Below are 24,797 nucleotides of genomic sequence, written 5' to 3'. Positions count from 1 at the left end.
AACCTCTTTACAGATCGTGGCCGGAGTAGGAACCGTTAACCGATTTGTTACACACAGGGAAATCTGGAACAATGTTGCCTAGGGTTAGTTTTTCTAGGGCAGGCCAGTTGATTACACTGGGATCACGCGGCCAGTAACGACAAATCTTGTTATTGTTGGCAAAGCGGACAAAGCATAATATTTCTCCACGCCAGCCTTCAATAGCTGCAAAGCCTGTCGCTGCGGTAACGGGTGTTTGCCAGATGGTTTGCAGTTCACCTGCGGGTAGTTTATCCAACATTTCTTCTATTAAGCTTAAACTAATCCGTAATTCTTTATAGCGTACCCAAAATCTTGAGGCGACATCTCCTTGTTCTTCCAGTGCAACTCGCATTTGCAATTGTGTATAGGGTGCATATGGAATGTCTTTGCGTACATCGAAACTTTGCCCGCTGGCTCTGCCTACAAATCCCAGCGCCCCTAATGCCGAAGCCAATTCGGTAGTGAATAGTCCTGCCGCTAAAAATCGGTCTTCCAGTGAAGTGTTATTGTCGACTATCGTAATTAACTCAGTTAATTCCTGACGCAGATAGATTATGGATTTGCGTATTTGTTCTGCGGCAAGTGTACTCATATCAGTATTCACGCCACCCGGTATGATGCTATCCATGAGTAAGCGATGACCAAATAAATTTTGATTTTCTCGCAGCCATAATTCTCGCAGCCGTCCGAATTGATAAAAACCAAAACCGAAGCCCACATCGTTACACAATGCGCCCAAATCCCAAAGGTGATTAATCACTCGTTCACGCTCGGCTAAAATACCACGTATGAACGCAGCACGCGCTGGGGTTTCAATACCAGCAGCGCGTTCCATTGCCAGACACGCGGCCCAAGTGTGGCCGACAGTGGTATCGCCTGAAACCCGTCCTGCCAGTCTCGCCAAGCCTGCCGGATCACGGCCTTCAGCAATTTTTTCAATACCTTTGTGTACGTATCCAAGTCGCTCTTCAAGATGAAGTACGGTTTCACCGATAGCGAGAAAACGAAAGTGTCCAGGTTCAATAATGCCAGCGTGTACCGGGCCAACTGGAATTTCGTACACACTGGCACCATGAGCTTTTAGAAAGGGATAGTCTTTGTCTGGTGGAGTGGGTTGTGTGTTGTATCCAATAGCCGGAAAGCCAAGTCGTAATGGATACGTGTTTTCGTCCCAGGCTTGATGGCGTGTCCAGCGTGTATTATCTCGGTGGTTTTCAAAACGGATGCCAAACAAGTCTTGAATGTTGCGTTCTGGGCGGTTAGCGGCCCAATAAATTGCTGATTGAGTCGGTAATTGAGCTTGTTCGACGGGTAAATGGCAGCTAAGAATTAAATACTGTCCGTGCCGTTCCAAGCAGTTGTAGACACTGAAAGTGGTTGCTCGGTCTTCTGCCCAAACACCAGACCAGCGCCAGGAATCTTTCTGGGCAATTTCAGCCGCTTTGCCCCAGCCGCTGGCATCAATTTCCAACAACTGTGCAGGCGCTAAAGGGCTAGGCGTGATTAATTGGGTATTAATGCCTTGAGTTTCCAGTTTTTTACAAAATAAGTTAATGTTTTCATACTCAACATGACTCATTGCGGTAATCCTCCCGAAATCAACAGCGTAGCCTGTTTAAACCAATCGCCTAGAAAGTCAGGAATGGCAAGGCCCAGAAATAAGACTATAGCCAAATGTAGTATCACTGGCCACAGATGGGCTTTAATGGGTTTTTGTCCTTCAGGAACATCGCCAAACACCATGGCTTGTATATGGCGGAATAAACCAGCAAAAGCCAGGCCTATACCAAGTAACAATAAGGGAGTGAGCCAGGGATAATCGTGCATGGTGGCGACTAGTACCAGAAATTCGCTGGCAAATACACCAAACGGCGGGAAACCAGCAATAGCCACCGTGCCGATTAACAGGCCCCAGCCAATGCTGGGCTGGGTGAGTATCAGACCTCTGATTTTTTCCATGCGTTGCGTTCCAGCTAATTGGGCCGCATGACCGACAGTGACAAAAATGGCTGATTTAGTTAAAGAGTGCGTTGTCATATGGAACAGAGCTGCAAAGGTTGCCCAAGGACTGCCGATCCCAAATGCAAAAGTCATTAACCCCATATGTTCGATGGAAGAATAGCTAAATAGTCGTTTAATATCGGTTTGGCGATGCAGTAATAACGCAGCCACCAGAAACGAAAGCAAGCCAAATCCCATCATTAAATTACCTGCCAGATGCGTACCTAAGGAGCCATCTACCAGCATTTTACAGCGTACAACCGCGTATAATGCGTCGTTAAGCAGTAAACCGGAAAGAATGGCAGACATGGGGGTTGGTCCTTCGGAGTGTGCATCGGGTAACCAGTTGTGCAAAGGTACCAGTCCAATTTTGGTGCCATAACCCACGAGTAAAAACACAAATGCCAGTCCCAAAATAGCGGGATCAAGTTGACTGGCGTTGTCATGTAAAACTGTCCAGAGTAAAGCGTGACCGCCAATGCCGAGTTTTTGCTCTGCGGCAAAATAAAGTAGTACAGTGCCAAATAAGGCTTGGGCAATACCTACACCACAAAGTATGAAATATTTCCAAGCAGCTTCAACCGATTCCGGTGTGCGATACAAGCTGACCAGCAGCACGGTTGCTAAGGTAGCACCTTCCATAGATACCCACATTACACCCATATTATTAGTAGTTAGCACCAGATACATGGCGAGCATGAAGCCCTGATACATGGAGTAATATAATTTCAAGCGTTTACCGGTTAGGCGGCCGATATCTTTTTCATGTTGCATGTAGGGGCCTGAGAATATGGATGTGGTTAACCCGACAAAAGCCGTTAATGTCACCAGATACACATTGAAAGAATCAATATACAGTAATTGATGGGCAAATAATTGCGGCCCGTTCCAAAGCACATCTATAGCTAGCCATAAGGTTGCAACAAAAGAGAGAAAATTACAGCGGGTGTTGATTAAGCCAGCGTTTGGAGAGTCTCCGTAGATGGCTAACAGTACCATGCCGACTAATGGAATCAGCAAGATCAGCAAAATGGCTATCATTTTTCAACCTCACTGAGCTTGCTTAATTGATCTACATTCAGCGAATCGATACTGTTATTGATTTGGAAGAAAAACACCCCAAACACCACTGCGGCCACCAATACATCAAAAGCGACACCCAATTCAACCACCATGGGCATGCCATAGGTGGATACCACGGCCGAGAAGAACAAGCCATTTTCAATGGACATAAAGCCCACAACTTGCGCCACTGCCTGACGGCGGGTAATCATGAGGAGCATGCCTAATAAAACCACTGCCAAGCTAACGGCAATGGCATTTAAAGTGACAAGTGTCGAATGGGCTACCACGGGTAAACTGACGTAATAACTAAATACCACTAAAGCGGCACCCGACATCATGACGCGTGCAGGGTGATCTATAGTGTCCATAACTCGATGTAAGCCTAGTTTATGGATCAGGCGATGCAGCATAATGGGGATGGCTATGCCTTTCAGCAGTAAGCTAAGTACTGCTGAAATGTACAGATGTGGGTAATCCAGTACTTTAGCTGCTATGGCTGTAGCGGTTGCTAATAAAAAGCCCTGTATGGCAAAAACGCCAACCAGCCTTGTCAGTCGTGATTGACCCAGCATCAAAAATGAAGTCAGGGTAATCAGCCCTGCTATTAATAGTATGGCTTGCTGATAAAGATTAAGATCAGTTATGGACACGAGCAGCCTCCAAAATAATATGACTCAGCATACCCAAGACACTCAGAAGATAAGCAAAACTCAGATATTCCTGTACACGGAAAATACGCATTTTGGCAAATATCACTTCGGAAAGTACCAATAGTATGCCTAGGCTTGCCAATTTTAAAGCAATAGCCAGTATGCCCCAGGCCAGTGTTTGTGGGGAGAAATCCTGAGCTATACCCCAGGGAAAGAATATATTAGCTATCAATACACCGTATAACATGAGTTTAATCTGACTAGCCCATTCCATTAATGCCAGCCAGCGTCCACTGTATTCCAATATCATGGCTTCGTGGATCATGGTTAGTTCCAGATGTGTAGCAGGATTATCAACGGGAATGCGTCCGGTTTCGGCGACAGTGACTAGCATTAGGGCTCCCAGTGCAAAAACAAAAGAAGGGCGTAATACCAGGCCGGTATCCAGCACATAATTAATGGCTTGAGATAAATTGGTGGTATGTGCACTCATTGCCAGAGTAAATACTGCCATTAACATTGCCGGTTCTGCCAGCGAAGAAATTGTCATTTCGCGTGATGAGCCCATGCCACCAAAAGCGGTGCCAATATCCATGCCTGCCAATACCAAAAATGTTCTGGCCAAGGCAAAAAAGCCGACTAAAACAATAACGTCAGCAATACGTGCGGTAGGTAGATTTACGGCTATCAGAGGTACAAAAGCGGCTGCCAGCACTGTAGCTGCAAACACGATATAAGGTGCTGCACGGAAAATCCAGGATGCTGGATGCGGCAGGATAGGTTGTTTCTGGTATAGTTTACGTAAATCCCGATAAGGCTGAAATATCGAAGGTGCTTTACGATTTTGCAAACGACATTTTACCAATTTGATCCAGCCTGCCAATAGCGGTGCTGCGGTAATGAATAATAGGGTTTCCAATATAGCCAATAACCACTCCATTAGCTGATCACCCATAATAAAAAGATTAAGGTACAGAACGAATAACTTAAATAGGTGCGGATATTGCCTGTTTGTAATCTTCCCGCCTGTCTTGCCAGAGTGAGAATTGCTCGACCAGCGGGGTCATAAAGTTTTAACAGAGCCCAATCAGGAATGTGAAATTGGTAACGTAAGGAAGTAACCTTGGTGTGGCTTGGGCCTTCTTGCAGTTCCTCATGGGTTTCGTGAATTTCATACACAGGTTGAAAAATACGGCGAATAGGCATGCTGAATGCACCCGCCGTATATTGCATACGGGCGTTTAAACCACCAAAGCCACAATCCCATGGTTCTGCGTTATGGGCATCAAGCCCCGTGTGACGGTATAGAAAATAGTAACATAAGCCAACCACTAATAAGATGCCAACCAGTACGAATGACGGGGCATAAGTAGCTGTTTCTGCAGATATTGGTGTCAGCCATAACCAGCCTAGGGTAGAAATATTGGGTAGTTCTAATCCGGTGAGTTGTTGGGTAAGTTTGCCCAGACCGTTAATGAGAGGTGTTGGAAGTACGCCAAACAGTACGCAGCAGCCAGCCAACAGTGCTGGTCCAATTAACATGCCTTGATGCTCAGCCTCATGCGCATGTGCGGCATGTTGAGTCCGTGGTAATCCCAGGAATGCTATACCGTAAACTTTTACGAAACAAGTCACAGCCAAAGCCGAAGTCAGGGCTAATATGGCGCTGGCGGTAGGGATTAAACTACGCAGTACTCCGCTTTCCAAATTCACAGCTTGCAGCGCAGTTTGAAAGATTAGCCATTCGGAAACAAATCCGTTTAGAGGGGGAAGCGCAGCGATACTCAATATGCCTACCAGAAAAATGGCAGACATTTTAGGCATGCGATGAATAAGCCCACCCATATTTTCCAGGCTTTGCTCGTGAGTTTGATGAATGATGGCACCCGCACCCAGGAATAGCAGACTTTTAAATAAAGCGTGGTTAAGACAATGCAATAATGCCGCTAACAGACCCAGAGTGCCTAGTTCATTTTGACCGTTACCCAGAAAAATAATGGATAAGCCCAAAGACATAAAGATAATGCCAATATTTTCTACCGAAGAATAGGCTAGTAAACGTTTCAAATTCTGTTGTTGTAAGGCATATAGTATGCCGAGTAAAGCACTGGCTGAACCAATGATTAGCACGACGACGCCCCATTGCCAGAACATTTGATCTAATAAATCGAAATTAAAGCGGATAAATCCGTAAACCGCAATTTTAAGCATTACCCCGCTCATTAATGCTGATATATGTGAGGGAGCAACTGGATGTGCTTCTGGTAACCAAGCATGCAAAGGGACTAAGCCGGCTTTCATGCCAAAGCCAATTAATGCCAAGATGAAGGCTATGCTGGCCCAAGTTGGTTTGAGCGAAGTGCTGCGAAAAGTATCAAATGTCAAACCATCACCAAATTCGGCTAGTACCCCGAATGCCAAAATAATGGATATCGCACCAATGACTGCCATGAGCAAATAAAGAAATCCCGCTTGCCTATTTGCAGCATGTTCGTGGTGAAACACCACTAAAAAATAGCTGGCGACCGACATTACTTCCCAAGCTATCATAAAGAAAAAGGCATCATCGGCCATTAATACTAGCTCCATGCCTGCGACGAACAAGCCTGTGAATAAACCCAGTGCCGCGAAAGAATGTTTACCGCCTTCAAACTCCTGCACATAGGCTGGTCCATAAAAACTGATGGCGATGAGTGGTATGCCTAATACGCAGAAAAAAAATCCGGAAAGTGGATCAATACGCAAATGCCAGTGTAGCCAGGGTAAACCAAGGGGCAAAATATCCGAAGTTACTGCGCCGCTACTTAATACACTTATGCCTGACAGTAATGCACAGAGACCAGAAATCCCTAGCAAAATAAATAAACTATAGCGGTGATGTTCTGAGTAAACATTTTTACAAAAATAGCGGTTGATTTGATTGTGTATCTGCGGCCAGCGGTTTAAATACTTAAGATTAAGTTCGGCAAAAATTTGTTGCTGATTTGCTGCTAAGGCTATAAACGCGGATAGCAAGGCGGTGCAGACCGCTAGATAGGCGAAAAACAAAGACATAGCCACTCCTGTTGTAAAGATTGTGCTAGCGTTTGGTAGCGATATTATCTCAGAGACCGATGCTGTCGATTGTCGGTAAAGGGGATAATCGTACAACAATTGCGGTTTTAGTACTTTCTTTTCTTTACTACACGACATAATTTAGGCGGTGATGCATTTAAGTCCTAAAAATTTTAGGGTTTAGATTGGGTGTCGCTGTATCCAAAACTGAGTCTGGTGGTACAATGGTGAGTTTTATGCTTGGCTGTCTGCATAAGTCGAGTGTCGGTTTGTCAACTTCAGGTCATCTATGAGTAAACTTAAATGTGCTGTAATTGGTGCGGGTTATTTAGGAAAGTTTCATGCTGAAAAATATGCCTCTTTAAAAGATTGTGAGTTAGTTGCGGTCGTCGATATCAACGAAGAAGCTGCAAAACTCGTTGCTGAGAAAAATGGAGCTATACCGTTAACTGACTACCAATCCCTACTTGGACAGGTAGATGCTGTGAGTATTGTGGTACCTACTACTTTGCATCATAAAGTATCACGCGACTTTCTAAATGCAGGTACCAATGTTCTGGTCGAGAAGCCTATAACTGTAACGGTTGAAGAAGCCGATGAACTTATTGCTATTGCAAAGGAAAAAAATGTAATCTTGCAGGTTGGGCATTTAGAGCGTTTTAATCCAGCAATCAGAGGTTTAGAAAAACTGGAGGAAAAGCCTTTATTCATTGAATCTCATCGCTTATCACCTTTCAATCCACGCGCTAACGATGTCAGTGTTGTATTGGATTTGATGATACATGATATTGATATTATTCTGGCTTTGGTTGACTCAGAAGTGGTGCGTATTGATGCCAGTGGTACCGCGGTACTTACTAAGGGTACCGATATTGCCAATGCGCGTATTACTTTCGCGAATGGCTGTGTTGCTAATGTAACAGCTAGTCGCATTAGTTTGAAAATGGAACGAAAAATGCGTATGTTTCGTCCTTGTTCTTATATTTCTATCGATTTTCAGAATCGAATCTTGGTTAAACACAAGACTGGCGATAAGGAAATGTTCCCCGGTATTCCAGAAATAGTCACCGAAGAATCAGTTTTCGAAGGTGGTGATGCCCTTTTAGAAGAAATTAAACACTTTGTTAATTGTATTAAAACCGGCGAAAATCCATTAGTATCTGGCGACGCCGGGCGTAAAGCACTGGCAACCGCCATCGAAATCACTAAATTTTTAACACACGGATAAAAAAGGGTAGTTGCATGATACCAATGGTTAATCTGAAAGCTCAGTACGCAGATATCAAAGACGAAATCGAACGCGGCTTTGCAGAAACATTAGACAACTGTGCATTTATACTTGGGCCTAATGTTCAAGCCTTTGAAACAGAAGCGGCTACGTATTTAGGTGTTAAACACGCTATTTCCTGCGCCTCAGGTACGGATGCCCTACATCTGGCTTTGTTAGCCGAGGGAATTGAGCCGGGTGATGAAGTAGTTACCAGTGCGTTTACATTTATTGCCACTGCTGAAGCAATTAAATATGTAGGTGCTATTCCTGTTTTTGCAGAAATCGATGCACAAACGTTTAATATTACAGCTGAAACTATCGAAAAAGTGCTGACACCTAAAACCAAAGCCGTGATGCCGGTGCATCTATTTGGTCAGCCTGTCGATATAATCGCCATTAAAGCATTATGCGAAAAACACGGTTTAAAGTTGATCGAAGATTGCGCTCAATCATTTGGAGCATCTGTTAACGGCAAGCAGACGGGTGGTTTTGGAGCAGCAGCGGGCTTTAGTTTTTTTCCTAGCAAAAATTTAGGTTGTTTTGGAGATGGAGGTTTAGTGACTACTGATTGCTCTATCGCGGCCGAAAAAATAAAACAATACCGTAATCATGGTTCCAAAGAACGCTATTACCATGATGTGATTGGTTACAATAGTCGTCTTGATGAATTACAGGCGGTAGTATTACGCGCTAAATTAAAACGCATAGATCAATACAATGCTGCACGTCGCCATGCCGCGCATTTATATTCTGAACTATTGGTCGAATTACCGTTGACTACCCCGTATGAAGACGGAGTGGGTGTGCATGTCTACCACCAATATACCTTGTTATGTGATCGCCGCGATGAAGTGATGCGTGCATTGCAAAGCCAAAAAATAGGTTGTGCGGTGTATTATCCGGTACCGTTACATAAGCAGAATGTATTTAAAAACGAATGCGCTGGCGTGTCTTTGCCAGTAACAGAATCGGTGGCTGCCAATTGTTTTTCTTTACCGATTTGCTCGTCCATCAGTGATGATACAATTAAAGAAATTGTGGGTGTTATTCGTAGCGTATTGGACGCTTAACTGAAATACTAACGAATTGTTGGGTTGCAAACTTATCGTAACCCAATAATGTACACTTGGTGTGACTATTCAGCTTGATGCTCAAAAGCTGAAAGTGTATGGCTGGGATGAGTATCTCTTCGTGTTTAACAAGTTGCTAGGCCCCCTAGCTACTCCAGGCTGAGGTTTGGTGCTGACTCCATTCATCGATTTTTTTCTCATTTCACATCCCATTAAATCCTATGTCTAGTCAAGATAAAGCATATCGAGTGTGTTTCAGTGCCGGTGAAGCATCAGGTGATCAACATGCTGCACATATGTTTATGGAATTGAAAAAACAGTGTCCTAGTATTGCTGCTATCGGAATGGGCGGCAGGAAAATGCGCGAGGCAGGTATTGACATCCGTTTCGATTCTTCGGGTATAGGTGTTATCGGACTGATTGAAATAATCAAACACTATGCTGAAATTCGGCAGGCACTACGCAAAATGCAGCAGGCATTGGCGACAGAAAAACCGGATCTTCTGGTTTGCGTGGATTATAAAGAATTCAATTTGAAATTGGCGCGGTTTGCTAAAAGTCAGGGCATAAAGGTATTGTTTTATGTCAGCCCTCAGGTGTGGGCTTGGCGTCCCGGTCGAGTAGTTACTTACGGTAAGGCTATAGATATGATGGCTGTCATATTCCCGTTTGAAACGAGGTATTACGAAGCGAAAAATGTTCCAGTACGCTATGTGGGACATCCTTCAGTGGATAAGGTTTATCCCAAGCGTAGCAAAGCTGAAGATTTTGTTGAATTTGGCCTGAAAACTGAGCATCCTGTAGTGGGAATATTGCCCGGTAGTCGCGGTAACGAGATAAAACGTATGTTGCCCGTCATGCTCAAAGCAGCGGAAAAACTGGCTCAGCAAAATCAGAGTATACAATTTTTGTTACCGCAGGCCGACTCTGTAAGCGATGAACTAATAGCACCTTATCTGCAAAACTGTGCTTTGCCGATTAAAATTATTAAACAGCAAGCTTACGATGTTATTCAATGCTGCGATGCTGTAATGACCACTTCAGGAACTGCATCCTTAGAAATTGCCTTACTAGGGGTCCCTATGCTGATAGCTTATCGTTTATCACCTATCAGTTACTGGTTAGGCAAGCAATTGGTAAAGATACCCTTTATTGGTTTGCCGAATATTATTGCGGGCAAGCAAATAGTGCAAGAATTGATTCAGGATGCAGTCAGCGCCGACAGCTTGGCAGCAGAAATTCAGCGTTTATTGATGCATAGTGACTATAGAACAACGTGTATCAATGAATTGCAAAAGATAAAAAAGCAATTAGGATCGGGTGGCGGTTCCAAAAATATGGCTGATTTGGCATTAGAGATGCTGGATGATGGCAATTAAAAATTCAAAATGGTTGCTGCCAATACTGTCTGGAATTTTTATAGGCACCAGTTACATTCCGTTTCCGCCTTGGGCATCACTGTTCTGTTTTGTACCCTTGTGGTTGTTCTGGCAACAACAGCATAAACTAAAAACAATTATTTTTAGCGGCGTACTGACCAGCGTTATTTATACCCTGATAGGCTTTAACTGGGTGACGTTTACTTTACATGAGTTTGCCAAAGTAGATTGGTTTATTGCCGGCATAGGTATGCTGGTCTTTGCTGTGCTGGGGCATGTATTTGTGCCGATAGCTGGCATATTGTGGTTTTGGAGTCGCAAATTTTTGCGGGTGCAAGGTTGGTTATCGTTTGCCTTGATGGCTATATTTACAGCTATAACCGAACTTTATATACCGATGCTATTCAAATGGAATTTTGGTTATAGCTGGTATGGTGCTGGCTTGCCCATTTACCATTGGGCGGAAATTATCGGCTTTACCGGTTTGAGCATGTTGACCATACTGACTAATTTTCTGGTTTTGTTGGCTTGGCTGGCTCGTAAGCAAACTACAGGTAAACTGGGTTTTGCCGCCATTCTGCTTATGTTTTTAGGTGTTAATGGTGTCGGTATTTGGTTAAAAAACAGCGTGCCTGCACCTGATGCAGAGTTTGATGCATTGTTGGTACAAGCTAATGTTGGTAACTTTGAAAAACAGGCCATGGAACATGGTAAAGGATTTCGGGGTGAGATTTTAAAAAAATATCTACAAGCCACTACAGAGGGTCTGGCGCAACATCAAAAAGTTGATTTTGTCATGTGGTCAGAAACCGCTTTCCCTGCATTTTTGGGTGGCGATTATAACCAATCTGCTACTGTGCATAGCTTGCAAGAATTTTTACAAACGCATCAAGTCGCTTTGCTTACCGGGGCCTATGCCAAAGATCTGCAATCAGGATTGGTCACCAACTCACTATTTGCTATCGATAAACAAGGCAACATTACCGAGCCGCATTACAGTAAAACCCATCTGTTGGCTTTAGGCGAATATATACCCGGTGAAGAAGCTTTCCCATGGCTAAGGCCATTATTTCCCATGGTAGCGCATTTTGGTCGTGGGCCGGGGCCAACAGTGCTGTTAAGTTTTAATGGCTATAAAATGGGACCGCAAATTTGTTATGAGAGTCTGTTTCCAGAGTTTTCTAAAGGCTTGGCCGATTTGGGGGCGCAATTTATTGTTAACGCCACCAATGACTCCTGGTATGGTACTTGGCAAGAACCTTATCAGCATTTGTATATGACGTTGGCGCGTGGGGTTGAGTTTAGGCGACCAGTATTGCGGGTTACCAATACCGGTGTTTCCACTGTGTCTTTGGCAAATGGTGAGGTTTTAGCTATGTCACCTTTGGATACTAGTTGGACGGGGCTATACCACATACCCTATCAAACGCAGCCGCAGACTACTTTTTATCAGCGTCATTTTAGCTTGATGCCAGTGCTATTGTGGGGAGCTTTAGCAGTATTACTTGCAATCGGAATAGGGCAAAAATTTGGGTTGCTAAGAACTAACGCTTAGTTTTTTTAAGCTTACTGCTCGCACCGTAAATGTTGGTCTTGGGGTATTTCGTTTACTGAAAGGTGATAGCCCCATTTATCTTTATAATTTAAGAATGCAAAGCAATGGACAACTTAACGCTACAAAACCGCGCGAAAATGCCATCCTTAGTTGAACATTCGGTTATTTTACCGATGCTGCAATCAATCACCAAACCACTGGTCGGATTGACATCGATTCATAATGCATACGGTGAGTTGGTACTTGGGCATGTATTTAACAAGAAAATACTGTTTATTAGCGCCCCAGAATATATCGAGCAAATATTCAGCTACGAAGCCAGAGGCCTAGTCGGAAGAGGGTTGTATGAAGCAAAGAAATCCTTTTTTGGGAATGGCTTGGTAAACAGCCAAAGCGAGGTATGGAGTAAACAACGCCGCTTGATACAGCCGTTATTTACCAGGGACGCAGTGAAGGCTTGGGAGCAAATTATCGTTAGTGAAGCTGCCGATACCACCGCTCAGCTAAAAGCGGTAACAGATGCACAAACCAATCTAACCGTCCAAATCAAAAGCCTTATCCAGCGAATTTTTATTCGCATTCTGTTGGGTAAAACGGCGGAAAGTATCCCGAATAGTGCTGAGCTGTTAAAAGTAATCGATATTATAAGCCAAGAGCTGCTGCCACAGTTAGCGACAGAAATTATTTTTGGTAGTCGGGTTAAGCGTTTTATACCGCTTAAAAACAAACGCTTCCAAACTGCCGTCAATTACCTTAAAGCGTTTATCAACCAAGAAGTTGAGCAAAAACTGGAGCAGCAGGGTGACGATCTTATTTCCCTATTCATCAAAGCCAGAGATAGAAATACCGGTTATGCAATGTCACACGAATTATTGCAGGACGAAGCCGTCAATATGTTTTTTGCGGGCCAAGACACGACAATTAATACCTTGTTGTGGTTCTTTTATTTAACTGGCAAGCATGCTCATGTGCGCAACAAGATTGCTGCCGAAATCAGGCTGCTGCCAAACGAACTGCTAACAGCAGCGCATCTTAGCCAACTGAGCTATACCAAAGCTACGCTAAATGAAACCCTGCGTTTGTACCCGCCCACCTCAGCCCTGTCGACGCAAGCTATTGAGGATTTCCAGCTAGGCGCATACACCATTACCAAAGGTACTTCCATCATGCTGAGTATGTACGCCACACACTACAATACTCGGCTTTGGGAGAGACCTAACGAGTTTAATCCAGACCGGTTTGCCGATACCGCACACCCAGAGCGCCATAAATACAGTTTTTTTCCGTTTGGTGGTGGTTTACATAATTGTGTAGGCCGCCATTTTGCCGAAATGGAAATGCTGCTGATTATAGCTACGCTTTGCAGGGAGATTACATTCGAAACCGAAGTGAATGTCAAAGAAGCGATAGGGGTTACCTTAAAGCCTGATCGGCCGTTGATTGGGCGGGTCAGCTTTCATTCACAACTGGAGTGAGCCATCCCAATAACATCCATGTTTCAATGATGCCCATGACGGACGGCTTTTGGTTGGTTCAACTGTCCATTTAGATAATGGCTTTTAAAACAAAATATTGCAACCACCATATAGTTGATATTGCTTAGTAATAGTCAACACAAGCATTGGTTTATTCTGTAACAAGGTATAACTTGCTTAATATACTCGTTAACAATCAAACTCATGTCGCATGATAACAGTTATATGCTACTCTTTACGCATCCAGAAATGGTCGCAGACTTGCTCAAGGGTTTTGTTGACGAAGAATGGGTCAAGCAATGTGACTTTTCTTCATTAGAGAAAGTTAGTGGTAGCTAAGTAACTGACGATTAACGTGAAAGAGAAGACGATTTAGTGTGGCGTATACGCTGGGGCAATGATTGGTTATATGTCTATATTTTGCTAGAATTTCAATCTACAGTCGATCACTTTATGGCTGTACGTGTGCTTAGCTATATTGCACTTCTCTACCAAGACATTATACGTAACAAAAAGTTAGGCACTAAAAACTTATTGCCTCTAGTGCTTTATAATGGCGAACGATCTTGGCAAGCACCTGTTGATCTGGATGCTTTAATTTATCCAGCGCCTAAGGGTTTGGAACGATACAGACCTCAGCTAAGTTTTTTGTTGTTAGATGAAGCTCGTATTGCGGTAAAAGATTTGAGCAGCCTCAAAAACTTTGCTGCGGCTTTGTTTCAATTGGAAAATAGTCGTACTGAACAAGACATTCAGGCTGTTTTACACTATTAACTGGAATGGTTACGCAATGATAAGCAGACTGGTTTAAGAAGAGCATTTACGGTTTGGTTTAATCGCGTGTTAATACCTGGCAAAATGCCTAATACTGATTTTACGGAATTTACTGATCTTCAAGAGGTACAAACAATGTTAGCTGAAACTGTCAAAAGTTGGGCAAATGAAGCTCGTAAATCAGGGCTTCAAGAAGGCGAGCTTAATGGTATTGAAAAAGGTCGTCAACAAGAAGCGACTAAACTATTCTTATTGTTAGTTGACTCAAAATTTGGGGCGGTGAGTCAGGAACTTCAAGCCAGGAAACAGCTAGCAAGTCCAGAAGAGATTGAGCAATGGACTAAGCAAATTTTTCAGGCAGAAACACCTGCGGCTTTATTAAAAAGTTGATACAAAATAGCTGAAGAAATAGCAGTACCCTACCAAACGAAATAGCGGTGGTGGTTAAATCAAAAGTTGAAACAGGCGAGTATACGTCAGAAAGTGAAGTGATTCGCGATGGATTTAGTTGTACTAGGACTTAGTGCATTGATAGTTCGTGACTGCGCAGTCGAAAATTGTTTGCATGTACAAGTAGGTCCCGCAATAATGCGGCTTAATGTCAACCCATCACGTGGCGTTTCAGTTGATCAAGTTCTAGCTAGACTCGCAGCAAATAGGTTAATGATTAAAAGCTAATGTCGTATAAATTGCAAGCTTAATCCAGTGTTCTATCGACTTTCAATGCTAGAAATTTCTCGGGTTAGAAGCATGGCTAACCCGATTAATCTGTTAATTCAATTTTTGATGCTAAATACCTGTTACAAAAATCATTTTTTCAAATTCTGATAATACAACCCCAATTCAATAATTTCCTCATCAGTTAAGCTTTTGGCAATTAAACGCATGCGGCTGTATATATCATTATGGCGAATACCATCCCGGAAAGCTTTTAATTGACTGGAGAGGTATTCGGCATTTTGTCCATATAACGCGGGTATATCGATTTTTTGACCTTGACCGCCGTTGGCATGACATACTTCGCAAGGTGGTATTTGCCGCCTGCTATCACCATTTTTGACCAGTTTTTCAGCGTTTTCGTAGTCTATGCTGCTGCTGGACTGATATGCTTGCGATAAACTGGCAAACCATGCAGCTACATCGGCTGCATCCTGTTTGCTGAGCGTTTTGGCAAGTCCAGACATGATGGGCTGCTGGCGATTGTCGTCCGTATAATCCTGCAATTGTTTATACAAATAGGTGGGTAATTGCCCAGCTAACGATGGCGTGTTGGCCATACCGCTAATGCCACTTTCACCATGACAGGCGTTACAGGTTTGCGCCAGAGTTTTACCTTTTTGTGTATTACCTGCTTTGACAAAATTGAGTTGTTCCGCTGTCCAGGCCACTTGAGTAGATGGTTGCGCTGCTAGGCTCAACGGTGATAACAGCGTAGCTATCAGAATGATGTTTTTCATATTTTTCATACTAGTAACCCCAGGTGCTAGAGCCAAAGGTGGGCATCAGGAAGAATTGCAGTATTGGGTAGCCAAAGGCAATTAGCATAAACACGGCAATAACGCCATTCCATAACGCAAAACCGTTAAGATAGCTCGGTAAATTGAGCACGGCATGGATGGGTTCTGCGTATTCCACTTCGCCATTAAAACTGACTCCTTCACTCAGCTGGGTTTTTAACAGATTGTAAATAAGCATGCCAGCTGAGACCAGTAGAATTAAGCCACCAAAAATCATGATGATTTCATAAGGCTCCCAGGACAATGTCAGTAAATTGTCGTAATGCACACTGTCTATACGGCGCGGTTGACCTAATAAGCCCAGTATATGCCAAGGTGTGGTCATAATGCCCATACCAATAAACCAGCTCCATAGTTGCGCGATTGCCAGGGTATTGCTGTACAAAGGTTTACTGGTTAATACCGGCCAGAAATAATAGGCAATACCAAAATACATGATGATGGTGGTACCGCCGAAGATAAGATGGAAATGTCCAGAAATCCAGGCGGTGTTATGTACCATAGCATTCATGGCATAACTGGCATTGACCAATCCGCCAAAACCACCCAGTATTAGCATCAGCAAGCCTAGGATGATGGCTAATACGATGGGGTTGTTCCAGGGTAAAGTGCCTATCCAGCCAAACAAACCTTTACCACCGCGTAAACGTCCGGCAATTTCCAAAGAAGCAATCACGGTAAAGCCGGTAATAAAAGTGGGTAAAGTCACCACAAAGGTGCCGATGGCATGCAGGATTTTCCATCCGTGATTTTGTTCGGGGTCCATGTATAAATGGTGGAAGCCAATAGGTAGGCTAAATACCACCAACAGTATAAAGGCCGCGCGCGCCATTTCATCACTGAACAAAAAACCACCCGCTTGTCTGGGAACCAGGCAATAAAAAGCGGTATAGGTAGGGATTAACCAGAAATAGACAATCGGGTGCAAGGTCCAGGCAAACAATGTGCGCGCCAAACCTGGATCTATGGTGTCAATCCAGCCTAGTGACCAGGGAATTAGTTGAAACAGTACTTCGGCAGCCACGCCTACGCTGGTCCATAACCACAGGATGGCATTGGCTGTAGTGGCAAACATGGCCAAAGGTACGGGTAGTTCCGGGTTAGCCTTTTTCCATTGGCCATACATCACAATCATAGATACGGCCCAGAACCAAGAGCCTACTACCAATAAAGTAGCGCCTATGTAAAACAACGGATGTGCTTGTAAGGGTGGATAAAAGGTAAACAGTACCGATGCGGCGCCACCTAGCAATGGCAGAGCGGCCAAAACTACGCCAGTTAAGGCCACAGCAAAGCCTGTCCAGGCAAAGGTTTTATTCCAAATTGGCAGTTTTAAACTGCTGGTAGCCACATAGTAGCCAAAACCCATAATAAAAAAAGTGGTTAGTACAAACCCCATTAACACGCCATGGGTACTGACTGAAGCGTAATAAACTTCACGAGATTCAATGGCGGAAACAAAGCCACTGCGTTCCAGAACTTGATAGGTTCCCATCAAACAGGCTAGCGCAAAAGCGACGAAGGCTACCCAAAAATGGGTTAATGCCAGTTTTTTTTCGACGATATTATCCATGATTTTCTGCCCCGTTTTTGTTCATAGCTTGCCATTGCTCTTTACTGACAACCTTAATACTGGTCCACATATGCGCATGGCCCATGCCACAATATTCGTTACACAGCATGGGATAGTCGCCGGGGTGATGCAGCAGGGTTTTTACTTGCGCAACATAACCGGGAATAATCATGGTGCTCATATTGGTCATGGGGATATTGACACCGTGGATTACATCAAGGCTTACCCAGCGAAAAGTAATATCGGTCTCGGCAGGTAAGGTCAGGTTTTGCGGATAGAAGCCGTAGCGACCAGCCACCATACGTACCGTAATGCTGCCATCGGCATTTTGTTCAGCACCGAGTTTATCTTCTGCAAATTCTTTAGATAAATGCAGCTTGGCAGAGTCTATGGTTTCGACATTGCTGGGCGCATGAATGCCATGAAAAAATGCAGAAGCCAATATAACTGATACAAATAAGCCCGCAATTAATAACGAGATTGATGCCCATTTTTTTTCCAGTCGATCAATATGCATAACACCCCCCTAACCAATATGACCGCGTGGTAAAAACACGCCGTAATACATCATTAGCCAGGCAATGACCATGACTCCGGTGACTATTAACATTAGCGCCCAGGTACCTACCGGAGAGCTAGCCAGGATTTTTTTACGTTCTTCATCAGAGAGATTATGCATAGCTTCCTTCCTTATTTTAGTTTTTAGGAGTTTTGTTGGAAAAAGGTATGGGAGTTAACTGTCTTTGTCATTCTAGTGATGATTTTACCATCCATTTTTTATGGTAATAATAGCGTTAATACCGTGAAAATTAAAAGGGATATTTTGGGGTTTGATCGTTTGGAAGGTTTGTAGGGTGAGTGTCCCCCTGTTTTGGCTTGTATACAGTTCTTCCTTTGGCGTCCTTAGGCTTAGCTCAGCAGTACAATGTCCCAAGGGTATCGGATTTTTATCTCGTACTTAAGCCTAACCGGATGAAAATGGACTGGTTTCCAATTTTATTCGGTTTTTTAGCGTTTACTTATATTCGCTAACATGTTTTCTATTTGAAGTTGAGAGTGGCTGATATGTGCGGTCAGTTGAAACTGAGCTAAGGCGCGGCTTAAGTTTTGTTCAGGGTAAGAGACTTTAAAGTAGGGGTTTCCAACCAAATAATCACTAAAAAAACGTAAGCCCAATTCGAAAGGAATTAACTGAATGGCGCTGAACAGATAGGCATAATCTGCATCGGAGAAAAAAAGTTTGGCTTCCTGTAAATAGCTGCGGAGTATGCTTTCGCAGCAATCCAAATCAAAATGATTGGTTTCGCTGATGTAGCAGCAGGAACGCAGGCAATCGCCAATATCGTAATGAATCAGGCCAGGTTTTACAGTATCCAGATCGATAAGACTGATAATTTGGTGGCTATCCGGTTCGAACAAAAAATTGTTGAGTTTTGGGTCGCCGTGGATAATGCGCTGTTTTAATTCGCCTGCTATTTTAGCGTTTTCCAGTACGTCAATTTTATCTCTAAAGTGGTGGATGAATTGTTGGCAATAGTTAATTTCTGCAGAGTAAGCTTTTTGAGTATTCGCTTGTGGTAATTGCACATATTGCTGGTAATAGTGGGGGGTGATGTGAAAGCCGGGTAAGGTATCGTAAAGGTTTTCAGTCGCCAATTCACTACAGAGCTGGTGAAAGTGAGCCAGTGCGAAACCGACTTGTTCAGCTTCTGCCTGACAGTGTAATTGTTCACGGCTTTCGGCGGGATGAATGAATTCCAAGGCACGCCAGTATTGTTGTTGGGTATCTTTAAAAAAACTTTTTTGCTGATTGGTCAGGATGATGGCGGGTATTTTTAAACGGACAGCATTACTGGACTGTAAACGTATATGTTGGCTAAGTTTTTGTAAATTAGCCATGATTTGTTCGGGATTAGGAAAAACATGCTCATTAATACGCTGTAATACAAAGGCGTTACTGCTGGTGTTTACCTGATAGGTGTCGTTGATCAGGCCATTTCCCAACGGGTTGATACTTTTGATCGATTCGCTAGCACTAAATTGCAGGGCAATAGAATTAATATTGGGGTTCACAAGAGAAGATTACTTAGCAGCGAGAAATGGTCAAGTGTAGTTAATTATTCAGCGTGATATTTTAGTTTTGAAAATATTTGGCTACAGGATGTTCCGAATAGTAGTGCTGCGCACCAATCGCGACTGATGCGCAGCACGTTGGTTGGCACATCCAATCGATGTGAGCAACGCTAAATCATTACTGTTTTTTTAAACTAGTTGATTTTCATGGCTGTAATTTGTTCAGTTAACAAACGTAGGGCTTGACTACGATGACTGATGGCATTCTTTAACTCGGGTGCCAATTGCGCAGAAGAACATTGCTGTACGTCCAGCCAAAATATTGGATCGTAACCAAAGCCGTTATTGCCGATGGCGTGGTGTAATATGCTGCCTTCCCAAACGCCTTGAGCAATTAAAGGGGTTGGGTCTTGATAATGGCGAAGATAAACCATGATGCAAATAAAGCGGGCTTGGCGCTGACTATCGTCAACATTTTGCATGTCAGCTAAAAGTTTGTCGATATTGGCTTGGTCAGAGGCCTCTTTACCCGCATAACGGGCGGAAATAACCCCAGGCGCGCCTTGTAATGCGTCAACCACCAGTCCCGAATCATCGGCAATGGCTGGCATATGGCAATAACGAGCGGCATTGCGGGCTTTAATAATGGCATTCTCAATAAAGGTAGTGCCGGTTTCTTCCGGTTCTATTACCTTAAATTGCGATTGGGGGAGAATTTGGTCATTTTGCAGTATGGCCTGTATTTCTCTGATCTTGCCTGGGTTGCCACTGGCTAAAACAATGTTACTCATGATGCGGGTATTTTCGCGCTTTTTAAGGCTTCTTGTTGTTTGACCAATAAAGTCTGGATACCTTGTTCAGCCAGTTCAAGCATATTATTCAGTTCGTCTTTACGGAAAGCATGGCCCTCTGCAGTGCCTTGTACTTCAATAAAGTGTCCTGCTTCATTCATCACTACATTCATATCTGTTTCAGCTTGGTGGTCTTCTGCATAATCCAGATCAAGTACCGGTATGCCGTTGTATATGCCAACTGAAACAGATGCAACCTGACCATGTAGCGGATTTTTTTTAATCAAATGATGCTTTAACATGTGCTCTATAGCTATAGAAAGTGCTACAAAACCGCCAGTTATGGAGGCTGTGCGGGTACCACCATCGGCCTGTATGACATCGCAGTCTATGGTAATAGTGTTTTCGCCCAGTGCTTTTAAATCAATAGCGGCACGTAGAGAGCGACCTATCAGGCGTTGGATTTCCAGTGTACGTCCGCCTTGTTTGCCACGTCCGGCTTCCCGATCCATGCGGCTATGGGTGGAACGGGGCAGCATACCATATTCGGCGGTGACCCAGCCTTCGCCTTTACCTTTTAGAAAACGCGGTACGCTTTTGTCTACGCTGGCGGTACATAATACTCTGGTATCTCCAAACTCCACCAAAACTGAACCTTCGGCATGTTTTGTATAGTGGCAAGTGAAGCGTATTTCTCTTAATTGTTGGGGATTGCGTCCGCTCGGTCTCATTAGATGGATCTCACCAGGGTAAAAACTTTGGCATTATACTGTTTTTGGCTGCGGAAACGGAAAATGCCTATACTTCAATTAAATTAATATTCAGTTCATGTGCTGTATTATCGCTACACCTAAAGGCGCGCAGTTCTAAAATGCCTTTAGTGCTTAATGAAATAATTATCTGTAATGCTTCTGGATAGGCTGTTTGTTTAAGATCCGCATGCGAAGGAATAGCTGCTGTGGTGGGGTGGGAATGATAGATGGCAAACAATTGTTCCTGTTTGGCACGCATAGTTTGCATGGCGGCAATTTGTTGTTGAGCATCAAGTAAAAATTGATTATGCGGATTGTCTGCATGATTGCTAATTGGATAACAACTGCTTGGCTGACCACTGGCATCTGCACCAATTAAGCCGCAAATTTCCTGATCGGGTGTTAGAAGAGCCTGATGCAGTAATTGATTGGTGAGTTTTCGCGGTAAGCTAATTTCAAACTTATTCATGACTGATTCCATATTCCAGAAGTGACGCGAGGTTGACCAGACAGGTCGTTAAACGTGTTTATGTTATCCAGTTGTGCGGCGGCGAACAGGGCTTGAACTTCATGGGTCTGATTATAACCATGTTCAACCAGTAAATAACCCTTCGGTTTTAGATGTCGGGTGGCTTGAGCGCTGAGCAGACGAATGTCTTTAAGGCCATTTTCTGTGCTGACTAAAGCGTGTGTCGGTTCGAAACGTAGGTCACCTTGTTGTAAATGCGGGTCGTTTTCTGCAATATAGGGTGGATTGCTAATAATTAAATCAAAATCTCGTTCTACCACCTTATCTAGCCAGTGGGATACCATAAAGCGCGTGTTGCTTATGTTAAGTTGATCGGCATTGTGTTTGGCTGTAGTGATGGCTTGCTGGCTTATATCAATGGCCAGTACTTGGGCTTGGGGCCTTTCTGCTGCTAGGGTGATAGCCAGAATGCCAGAACCCGTGCCAAGATCGAGAATTTTACAGGGTCGATTGCTGGGGAGTAACTCCAAGCTGAGTTCGATGAGTAATTCGCTATCCGGTCTGGGTATCAACACATCTGGGTTAACTTGGAACGTTCGCGACCAAAATTCGCGATGCCCTGTTAGATAGGCGATGGGTATGCCGTTCTGACGTTGTGCTACCAAGCTTGCAAAGTGTTTTTGCTGGCTAATCTCGAGTTGTTTCTCTGGCCATGTCCTTAAAAATGAACGATTTTTTCCAAGGCAGTGGCAGAGCAACACCTCAGCATCCAGCAGGGCTGTCTCTGATGTTGGCGTTAACTGTGCACTGGCATGCTTAAGTAATTGTTGAATAGATTTAAGCATTGCCTAGTTGGGTTAGCAGTTCGGCCTGATGCTCATTTATCAGGGGTTGGATGACTTGCTCTAAGCCGCCTTCCATGATGTCTTCAAGTTTGTAAAGGGTTAGATTGATGCGATGATCAGTCAGTCTACCTTGTGGAAAATTATAAGTACGAATCCGCTCCGAACGATCGCCGCTACCCACTTGTAATTTGCGGTTTTCAGATTGTTCGGCATGTTGCTTTTCCTGAGCAGAAGCTAACAGGCGTGATTGCAACAATGACATGGCGCGGGCCCGATTTTTATGTTGTGATCGTTCGTCTTGACATTCAACTACTACGCCGGAAGGAATATGGGTGATACGTATGGCTGAATCAGTACGGTTAACGTGCTGGCCACCCGCGCCGGACGCTCGATAGGTATCAACACGTAAATCAGCAGGATTAATGTCTATTTCATCAATACTGTCTACCTCTGGCATGATTGCAACTGTGCAAGCCGAAGTATGTACCCGGCCCTGAGATTCAGTTTCAGGCACGCGTTGTACACGATGAGTGCCTGACTCGAATTTGAGTTGTGAATAGACATTTTGACCGCTGACGCGCAAGATAACTTCTTTGTAGCCACCGTGTTCGCCACGATTTTCGTTGATAATCTCGGTTGTCCAGCCCAGTTTTTCCGCATAGCGTTGATACATTCTGGCCAAGTCGCCAGAAAAAATAGCGGCTTCATCGCCACCTGTACCCGCACGGACTTCTAAAAATACATTGCGATTATCGTTTGGATCTTTTGGCAATAACAGTATTTGTAATTGCTGTTCTAGATCCTCGCGTGTCGATTCGGCATCCTGAATTTCTTCTTTTGCCATTTCGCGTAGTTCTGGATCGCTGTCCTTTGCCATTTCTTTAGCGGCAATCAGATGGCTCTCGTTTTCTTCGTAGGCGTGATAGCAGGCGACAATTGGGTCAAGTTGCGCATATTCCTGGCTAAGGCTGCGGAATTGATTTTGATTACTTTGTACTTCGGGTTGCGAAAGAAGTGCAGTTATTTCTTCAAAGCGTTCGCTAAGGTTTTCGAGTTTGGTTTGTATGGAGGGCTTCATCATTGGTCTATCTTAATTTGAAAATTTCACGTGAGGCGGCAATCAAGTCGTGGCGTTCGTTAGCTCCAGCATCACGTAATTGTACACAAGGGGTGTGGATTAGTTTATTGGTCAGGGTGTATGCCAGTCGTTGCAATACTTCTTCTGGACTTGTTCCATTGTTAAGTTGGGCTAGTGCTTTTTTTAGAGTATCATCGCGGGTAAACTCTGCCTGAGTACGGAAATCGCGGATGGTATCGTGGGCACCTTGTGAGCGCAGCCAAATTAAAAAATGTTCAACTTGGGTGTCGATAATTTCTTCGGCTTGTTCAGCGGCACGACGCCGGGAATCCATGTTTTGATTAACAGTATTTTGTAAATCATCAACTGTATATAAGTAAACATCCGGTAATTGGTCAACTTCGGATTCTATGTCGCGCGGTACGGCTAGGTCAACCATAAACATAGGCTTATGCTTACGTTTTTTTATGGCACTTTCGACCCGTCCTTTACCCAAAATGGGCAGTTGGCTGGCTGTGGATGATACGACAATGTCGGCTTCCGCTAAATGATTGGGTAACTCGGACAATGCGATGGCAAAACCATTAAATTGCGCAGCCAGAGCGTGGGCTTTATCATAAGTGCGATTGGCGATAATAATTCGACCAATACCGTGCTGATGAAGATGTCGGGCGGTAAGCTCTATTGTTTCGCCTGCGCCTATTAGTAGAGCTGTTTGTTCACTGAGTTTGTCGAAAATTTGTTGTGCCAGCTGTACTGCGGCAAACGCCACAGATACCGGGCTTGAACCGATTGCAGTATCTGTTCGAACTTTTTTGGCAGCGGAAAACGTGTGTTGAAATAATTTGCTCAGTGTTTTGCCCAGCGTACCAGCCTGATTGGCGGCATGGTAGGCAGTTTTCATTTGTCCCAAGATTTGCGGTTCACCCAAAATCATTGAGTCCAGTCCGCAGGCAACTCGAAACATGTGGCGAATTGATTGGCTATCTTTATAAGCGTAAAGATAAGGGGTAAAGTCAGCTGCGTTTAAGTTTTTGGTGTCGGCAATCCAGTTGATGAGTATGGTTTGGTCGTCACTTTCTGCGTGATAATAAAATTCTGTGCGGTTGCAGGTGGATAATATGGCAGCCTCATTGATTTCTTTAATATTCCATAGGTTCTTTAAGGTGTTATCAAGAATTTCCGCAGGGAAAGCCAAACGTTCGCGAATGGCGACTGGTGCGGTATTATAATTAATCCCTAAGGCAAGAAGAGTCATTGGCTATGTATATGAGCACAAGAAAAGACAGTCATTTTAAGGAATCTAGAGTTTTTATCCAAATACATTACAACGGAAATCTAAATTAAGTACTTTTTCTGATAATCTATGTTAACTAATTTTTTGA

Annotated in this window: 23 protein-coding genes and 1 pseudogene; 8 read left to right on the top strand and 16 right to left on the bottom strand. The window is 43.8% G+C overall.

Going from position 1 to position 24,797, the window contains the following annotated elements; genetic code table 11:
- Positions 1–7: 7 nt before the first annotated feature.
- The 5 genes from ABH008_RS20580 to hyfB are packed head-to-tail and all read right to left on the bottom strand — an operon-like array spanning position 8 to position 6,791.
- Positions 8–1,600, bottom strand: coding sequence for an NADH-quinone oxidoreductase subunit C (locus ABH008_RS20580; RefSeq protein ID WP_347987478.1), 1,593 nt, complete (start codon positions 1,598–1,600; stop codon positions 8–10).
- Complete coding sequence (locus ABH008_RS20575) at positions 1,597–3,063, bottom strand: hydrogenase 4 subunit F (protein ID WP_347987477.1); 1,467 nt, start codon at positions 3,061–3,063, stop codon at positions 1,597–1,599. The genes ABH008_RS20580 and ABH008_RS20575 overlap by 4 nt, the downstream gene beginning before the upstream one ends.
- The gene (locus ABH008_RS20570) at positions 3,060–3,737 is read right to left on the bottom strand and encodes a formate hydrogenlyase (protein WP_347987476.1); all 678 of its coding nucleotides are present in this window, start codon (positions 3,735–3,737) and stop codon (positions 3,060–3,062) included. Before ABH008_RS20570 ends, ABH008_RS20575 begins: the two co-directional genes overlap by 4 nt.
- Positions 3,724–4,692, bottom strand: a complete 969-nt coding sequence (locus tag ABH008_RS20565) for an NADH-quinone oxidoreductase subunit H (protein ID WP_347987475.1) — start codon at positions 4,690–4,692, stop codon at positions 3,724–3,726. The genes ABH008_RS20570 and ABH008_RS20565 overlap by 14 nt, the downstream gene beginning before the upstream one ends.
- Positions 4,677–6,791 carry a hydrogenase 4 subunit B gene (gene hyfB, locus ABH008_RS20560; RefSeq protein WP_347987474.1) on the bottom strand — a complete coding sequence of 705 codons (2,115 nt, stop codon included), beginning with the start codon at positions 6,789–6,791 and terminating at the stop codon, positions 4,677–4,679. Before hyfB ends, ABH008_RS20565 begins: the two co-directional genes overlap by 16 nt.
- A gap of 289 nt (positions 6,792–7,080) precedes the next feature.
- Here hyfB and ABH008_RS20555 point away from each other — a divergent pair, with 289 nt between their 5' ends.
- The 8 genes and pseudogenes from ABH008_RS20555 to ABH008_RS20520 all read left to right on the top strand — a co-directional run bounded on the left by ABH008_RS20555 (position 7,081) and on the right by ABH008_RS20520 (position 14,704).
- A complete protein-coding gene (locus ABH008_RS20555) occupies positions 7,081–8,019 on the top strand; it encodes a Gfo/Idh/MocA family oxidoreductase (RefSeq protein WP_347987473.1) in 939 nt (312 codons plus the stop codon).
- Positions 8,020–8,033: 14 nt separating this feature from the next.
- Positions 8,034–9,131 carry a DegT/DnrJ/EryC1/StrS family aminotransferase gene (locus ABH008_RS20550; RefSeq protein WP_347987472.1) on the top strand — a complete coding sequence of 366 codons (1,098 nt, stop codon included), beginning with the start codon at positions 8,034–8,036 and terminating at the stop codon, positions 9,129–9,131.
- Positions 9,132–9,352: 221 nt separating this feature from the next.
- A complete protein-coding gene (gene lpxB, locus ABH008_RS20545) occupies positions 9,353–10,510 on the top strand; it encodes a lipid-A-disaccharide synthase (RefSeq protein WP_347987471.1) in 1,158 nt (385 codons plus the stop codon).
- Positions 10,497–12,065 carry an apolipoprotein N-acyltransferase gene (lnt, locus tag ABH008_RS20540; protein WP_347987470.1) on the top strand — a complete coding sequence of 523 codons (1,569 nt, stop codon included), beginning with the start codon at positions 10,497–10,499 and terminating at the stop codon, positions 12,063–12,065. The genes lpxB and lnt overlap by 14 nt, the downstream gene beginning before the upstream one ends.
- Before the next feature lie 104 nt (positions 12,066–12,169).
- Complete coding sequence (locus tag ABH008_RS20535) at positions 12,170–13,540, top strand: cytochrome P450 (protein ID WP_347987469.1); 1,371 nt, start codon at positions 12,170–12,172, stop codon at positions 13,538–13,540.
- A 204-nt stretch (positions 13,541–13,744) separates the two neighbouring features.
- Positions 13,745–13,879 (top strand): hypothetical protein, encoded by a 135-nt coding sequence (locus tag ABH008_RS20530; RefSeq protein WP_347987468.1) that lies wholly within the window; start codon positions 13,745–13,747, stop codon positions 13,877–13,879.
- Positions 13,880–13,906: 27 nt separating this feature from the next.
- A pseudogene (locus ABH008_RS20525) lies at positions 13,907–14,314 on the top strand (Rpn family recombination-promoting nuclease/putative transposase); the annotation flags it as partial.
- A gap of 84 nt (positions 14,315–14,398) precedes the next feature.
- A complete protein-coding gene (locus ABH008_RS20520) occupies positions 14,399–14,704 on the top strand; it encodes a hypothetical protein (RefSeq protein WP_347987467.1) in 306 nt (101 codons plus the stop codon).
- Between the two features lie 419 nt (positions 14,705–15,123).
- Here the strand turns inward: ABH008_RS20520 and ABH008_RS20515 are convergent, their stop codons facing one another.
- From ABH008_RS20515 to hemA, 11 genes are all read right to left on the bottom strand, one after another.
- Positions 15,124–15,780, bottom strand: coding sequence for a c-type cytochrome (locus ABH008_RS20515; RefSeq protein ID WP_347987466.1), 657 nt, complete (start codon positions 15,778–15,780; stop codon positions 15,124–15,126).
- Between the two features lies 1 nt (position 15,781).
- A complete protein-coding gene (locus tag ABH008_RS20510; protein ID WP_347987465.1) occupies positions 15,782–17,404 on the bottom strand; it encodes a cbb3-type cytochrome c oxidase subunit I in 1,623 nt (540 codons plus the stop codon).
- The gene (locus ABH008_RS20505; protein ID WP_347987464.1) at positions 17,397–17,921 is read right to left on the bottom strand and encodes a cytochrome C oxidase subunit II; all 525 of its coding nucleotides are present in this window, start codon (positions 17,919–17,921) and stop codon (positions 17,397–17,399) included. Before ABH008_RS20505 ends, ABH008_RS20510 begins: the two co-directional genes overlap by 8 nt.
- Positions 17,922–17,930: 9 nt before the next feature.
- The gene (locus ABH008_RS20500) at positions 17,931–18,083 is read right to left on the bottom strand and encodes a hypothetical protein (RefSeq protein WP_347987463.1); all 153 of its coding nucleotides are present in this window, start codon (positions 18,081–18,083) and stop codon (positions 17,931–17,933) included.
- 329 nt (positions 18,084–18,412) lie between these two features.
- Positions 18,413–19,477, bottom strand: coding sequence for an aminoglycoside phosphotransferase family protein (locus ABH008_RS20495; protein WP_347987462.1), 1,065 nt, complete (start codon positions 19,475–19,477; stop codon positions 18,413–18,415).
- 194 nt (positions 19,478–19,671) lie between these two features.
- Positions 19,672–20,268, bottom strand: a complete 597-nt coding sequence (rdgB, locus tag ABH008_RS20490; protein ID WP_347987461.1) for an RdgB/HAM1 family non-canonical purine NTP pyrophosphatase — start codon at positions 20,266–20,268, stop codon at positions 19,672–19,674.
- Positions 20,265–20,999: a ribonuclease PH gene (rph, locus tag ABH008_RS20485; protein ID WP_347987460.1), complete on the bottom strand. Its 735-nt coding sequence runs from the start codon at positions 20,997–20,999 to the stop codon at positions 20,265–20,267. The genes rdgB and rph overlap by 4 nt, the downstream gene beginning before the upstream one ends.
- Before the next feature lie 67 nt (positions 21,000–21,066).
- Complete coding sequence (locus tag ABH008_RS20480) at positions 21,067–21,489, bottom strand: M67 family metallopeptidase (RefSeq protein WP_347987459.1); 423 nt, start codon at positions 21,487–21,489, stop codon at positions 21,067–21,069.
- A complete protein-coding gene (prmC, locus tag ABH008_RS20475) occupies positions 21,486–22,334 on the bottom strand; it encodes a peptide chain release factor N(5)-glutamine methyltransferase (protein WP_347987458.1) in 849 nt (282 codons plus the stop codon). Before prmC ends, ABH008_RS20480 begins: the two co-directional genes overlap by 4 nt.
- Positions 22,327–23,412, bottom strand: coding sequence for a peptide chain release factor 1 (gene prfA, locus ABH008_RS20470; RefSeq protein WP_347990003.1), 1,086 nt, complete (start codon positions 23,410–23,412; stop codon positions 22,327–22,329). Before prfA ends, prmC begins: the two co-directional genes overlap by 8 nt.
- 7 nt (positions 23,413–23,419) lie before the next feature.
- Positions 23,420–24,670, bottom strand: a complete 1,251-nt coding sequence (gene hemA, locus ABH008_RS20465; protein ID WP_347987457.1) for a glutamyl-tRNA reductase — start codon at positions 24,668–24,670, stop codon at positions 23,420–23,422.
- Positions 24,671–24,797 lie beyond the last annotated feature (127 nt).

Source organism: Methylomonas sp. AM2-LC (assembly GCF_039904985.1).
Lineage (GTDB): Bacteria > Pseudomonadota > Gammaproteobacteria > Methylococcales > Methylomonadaceae > Methylomonas.
Note: the sequence above shows the minus strand (reverse complement) of the source record. Positions and strands in the feature narration are given on the sequence as shown.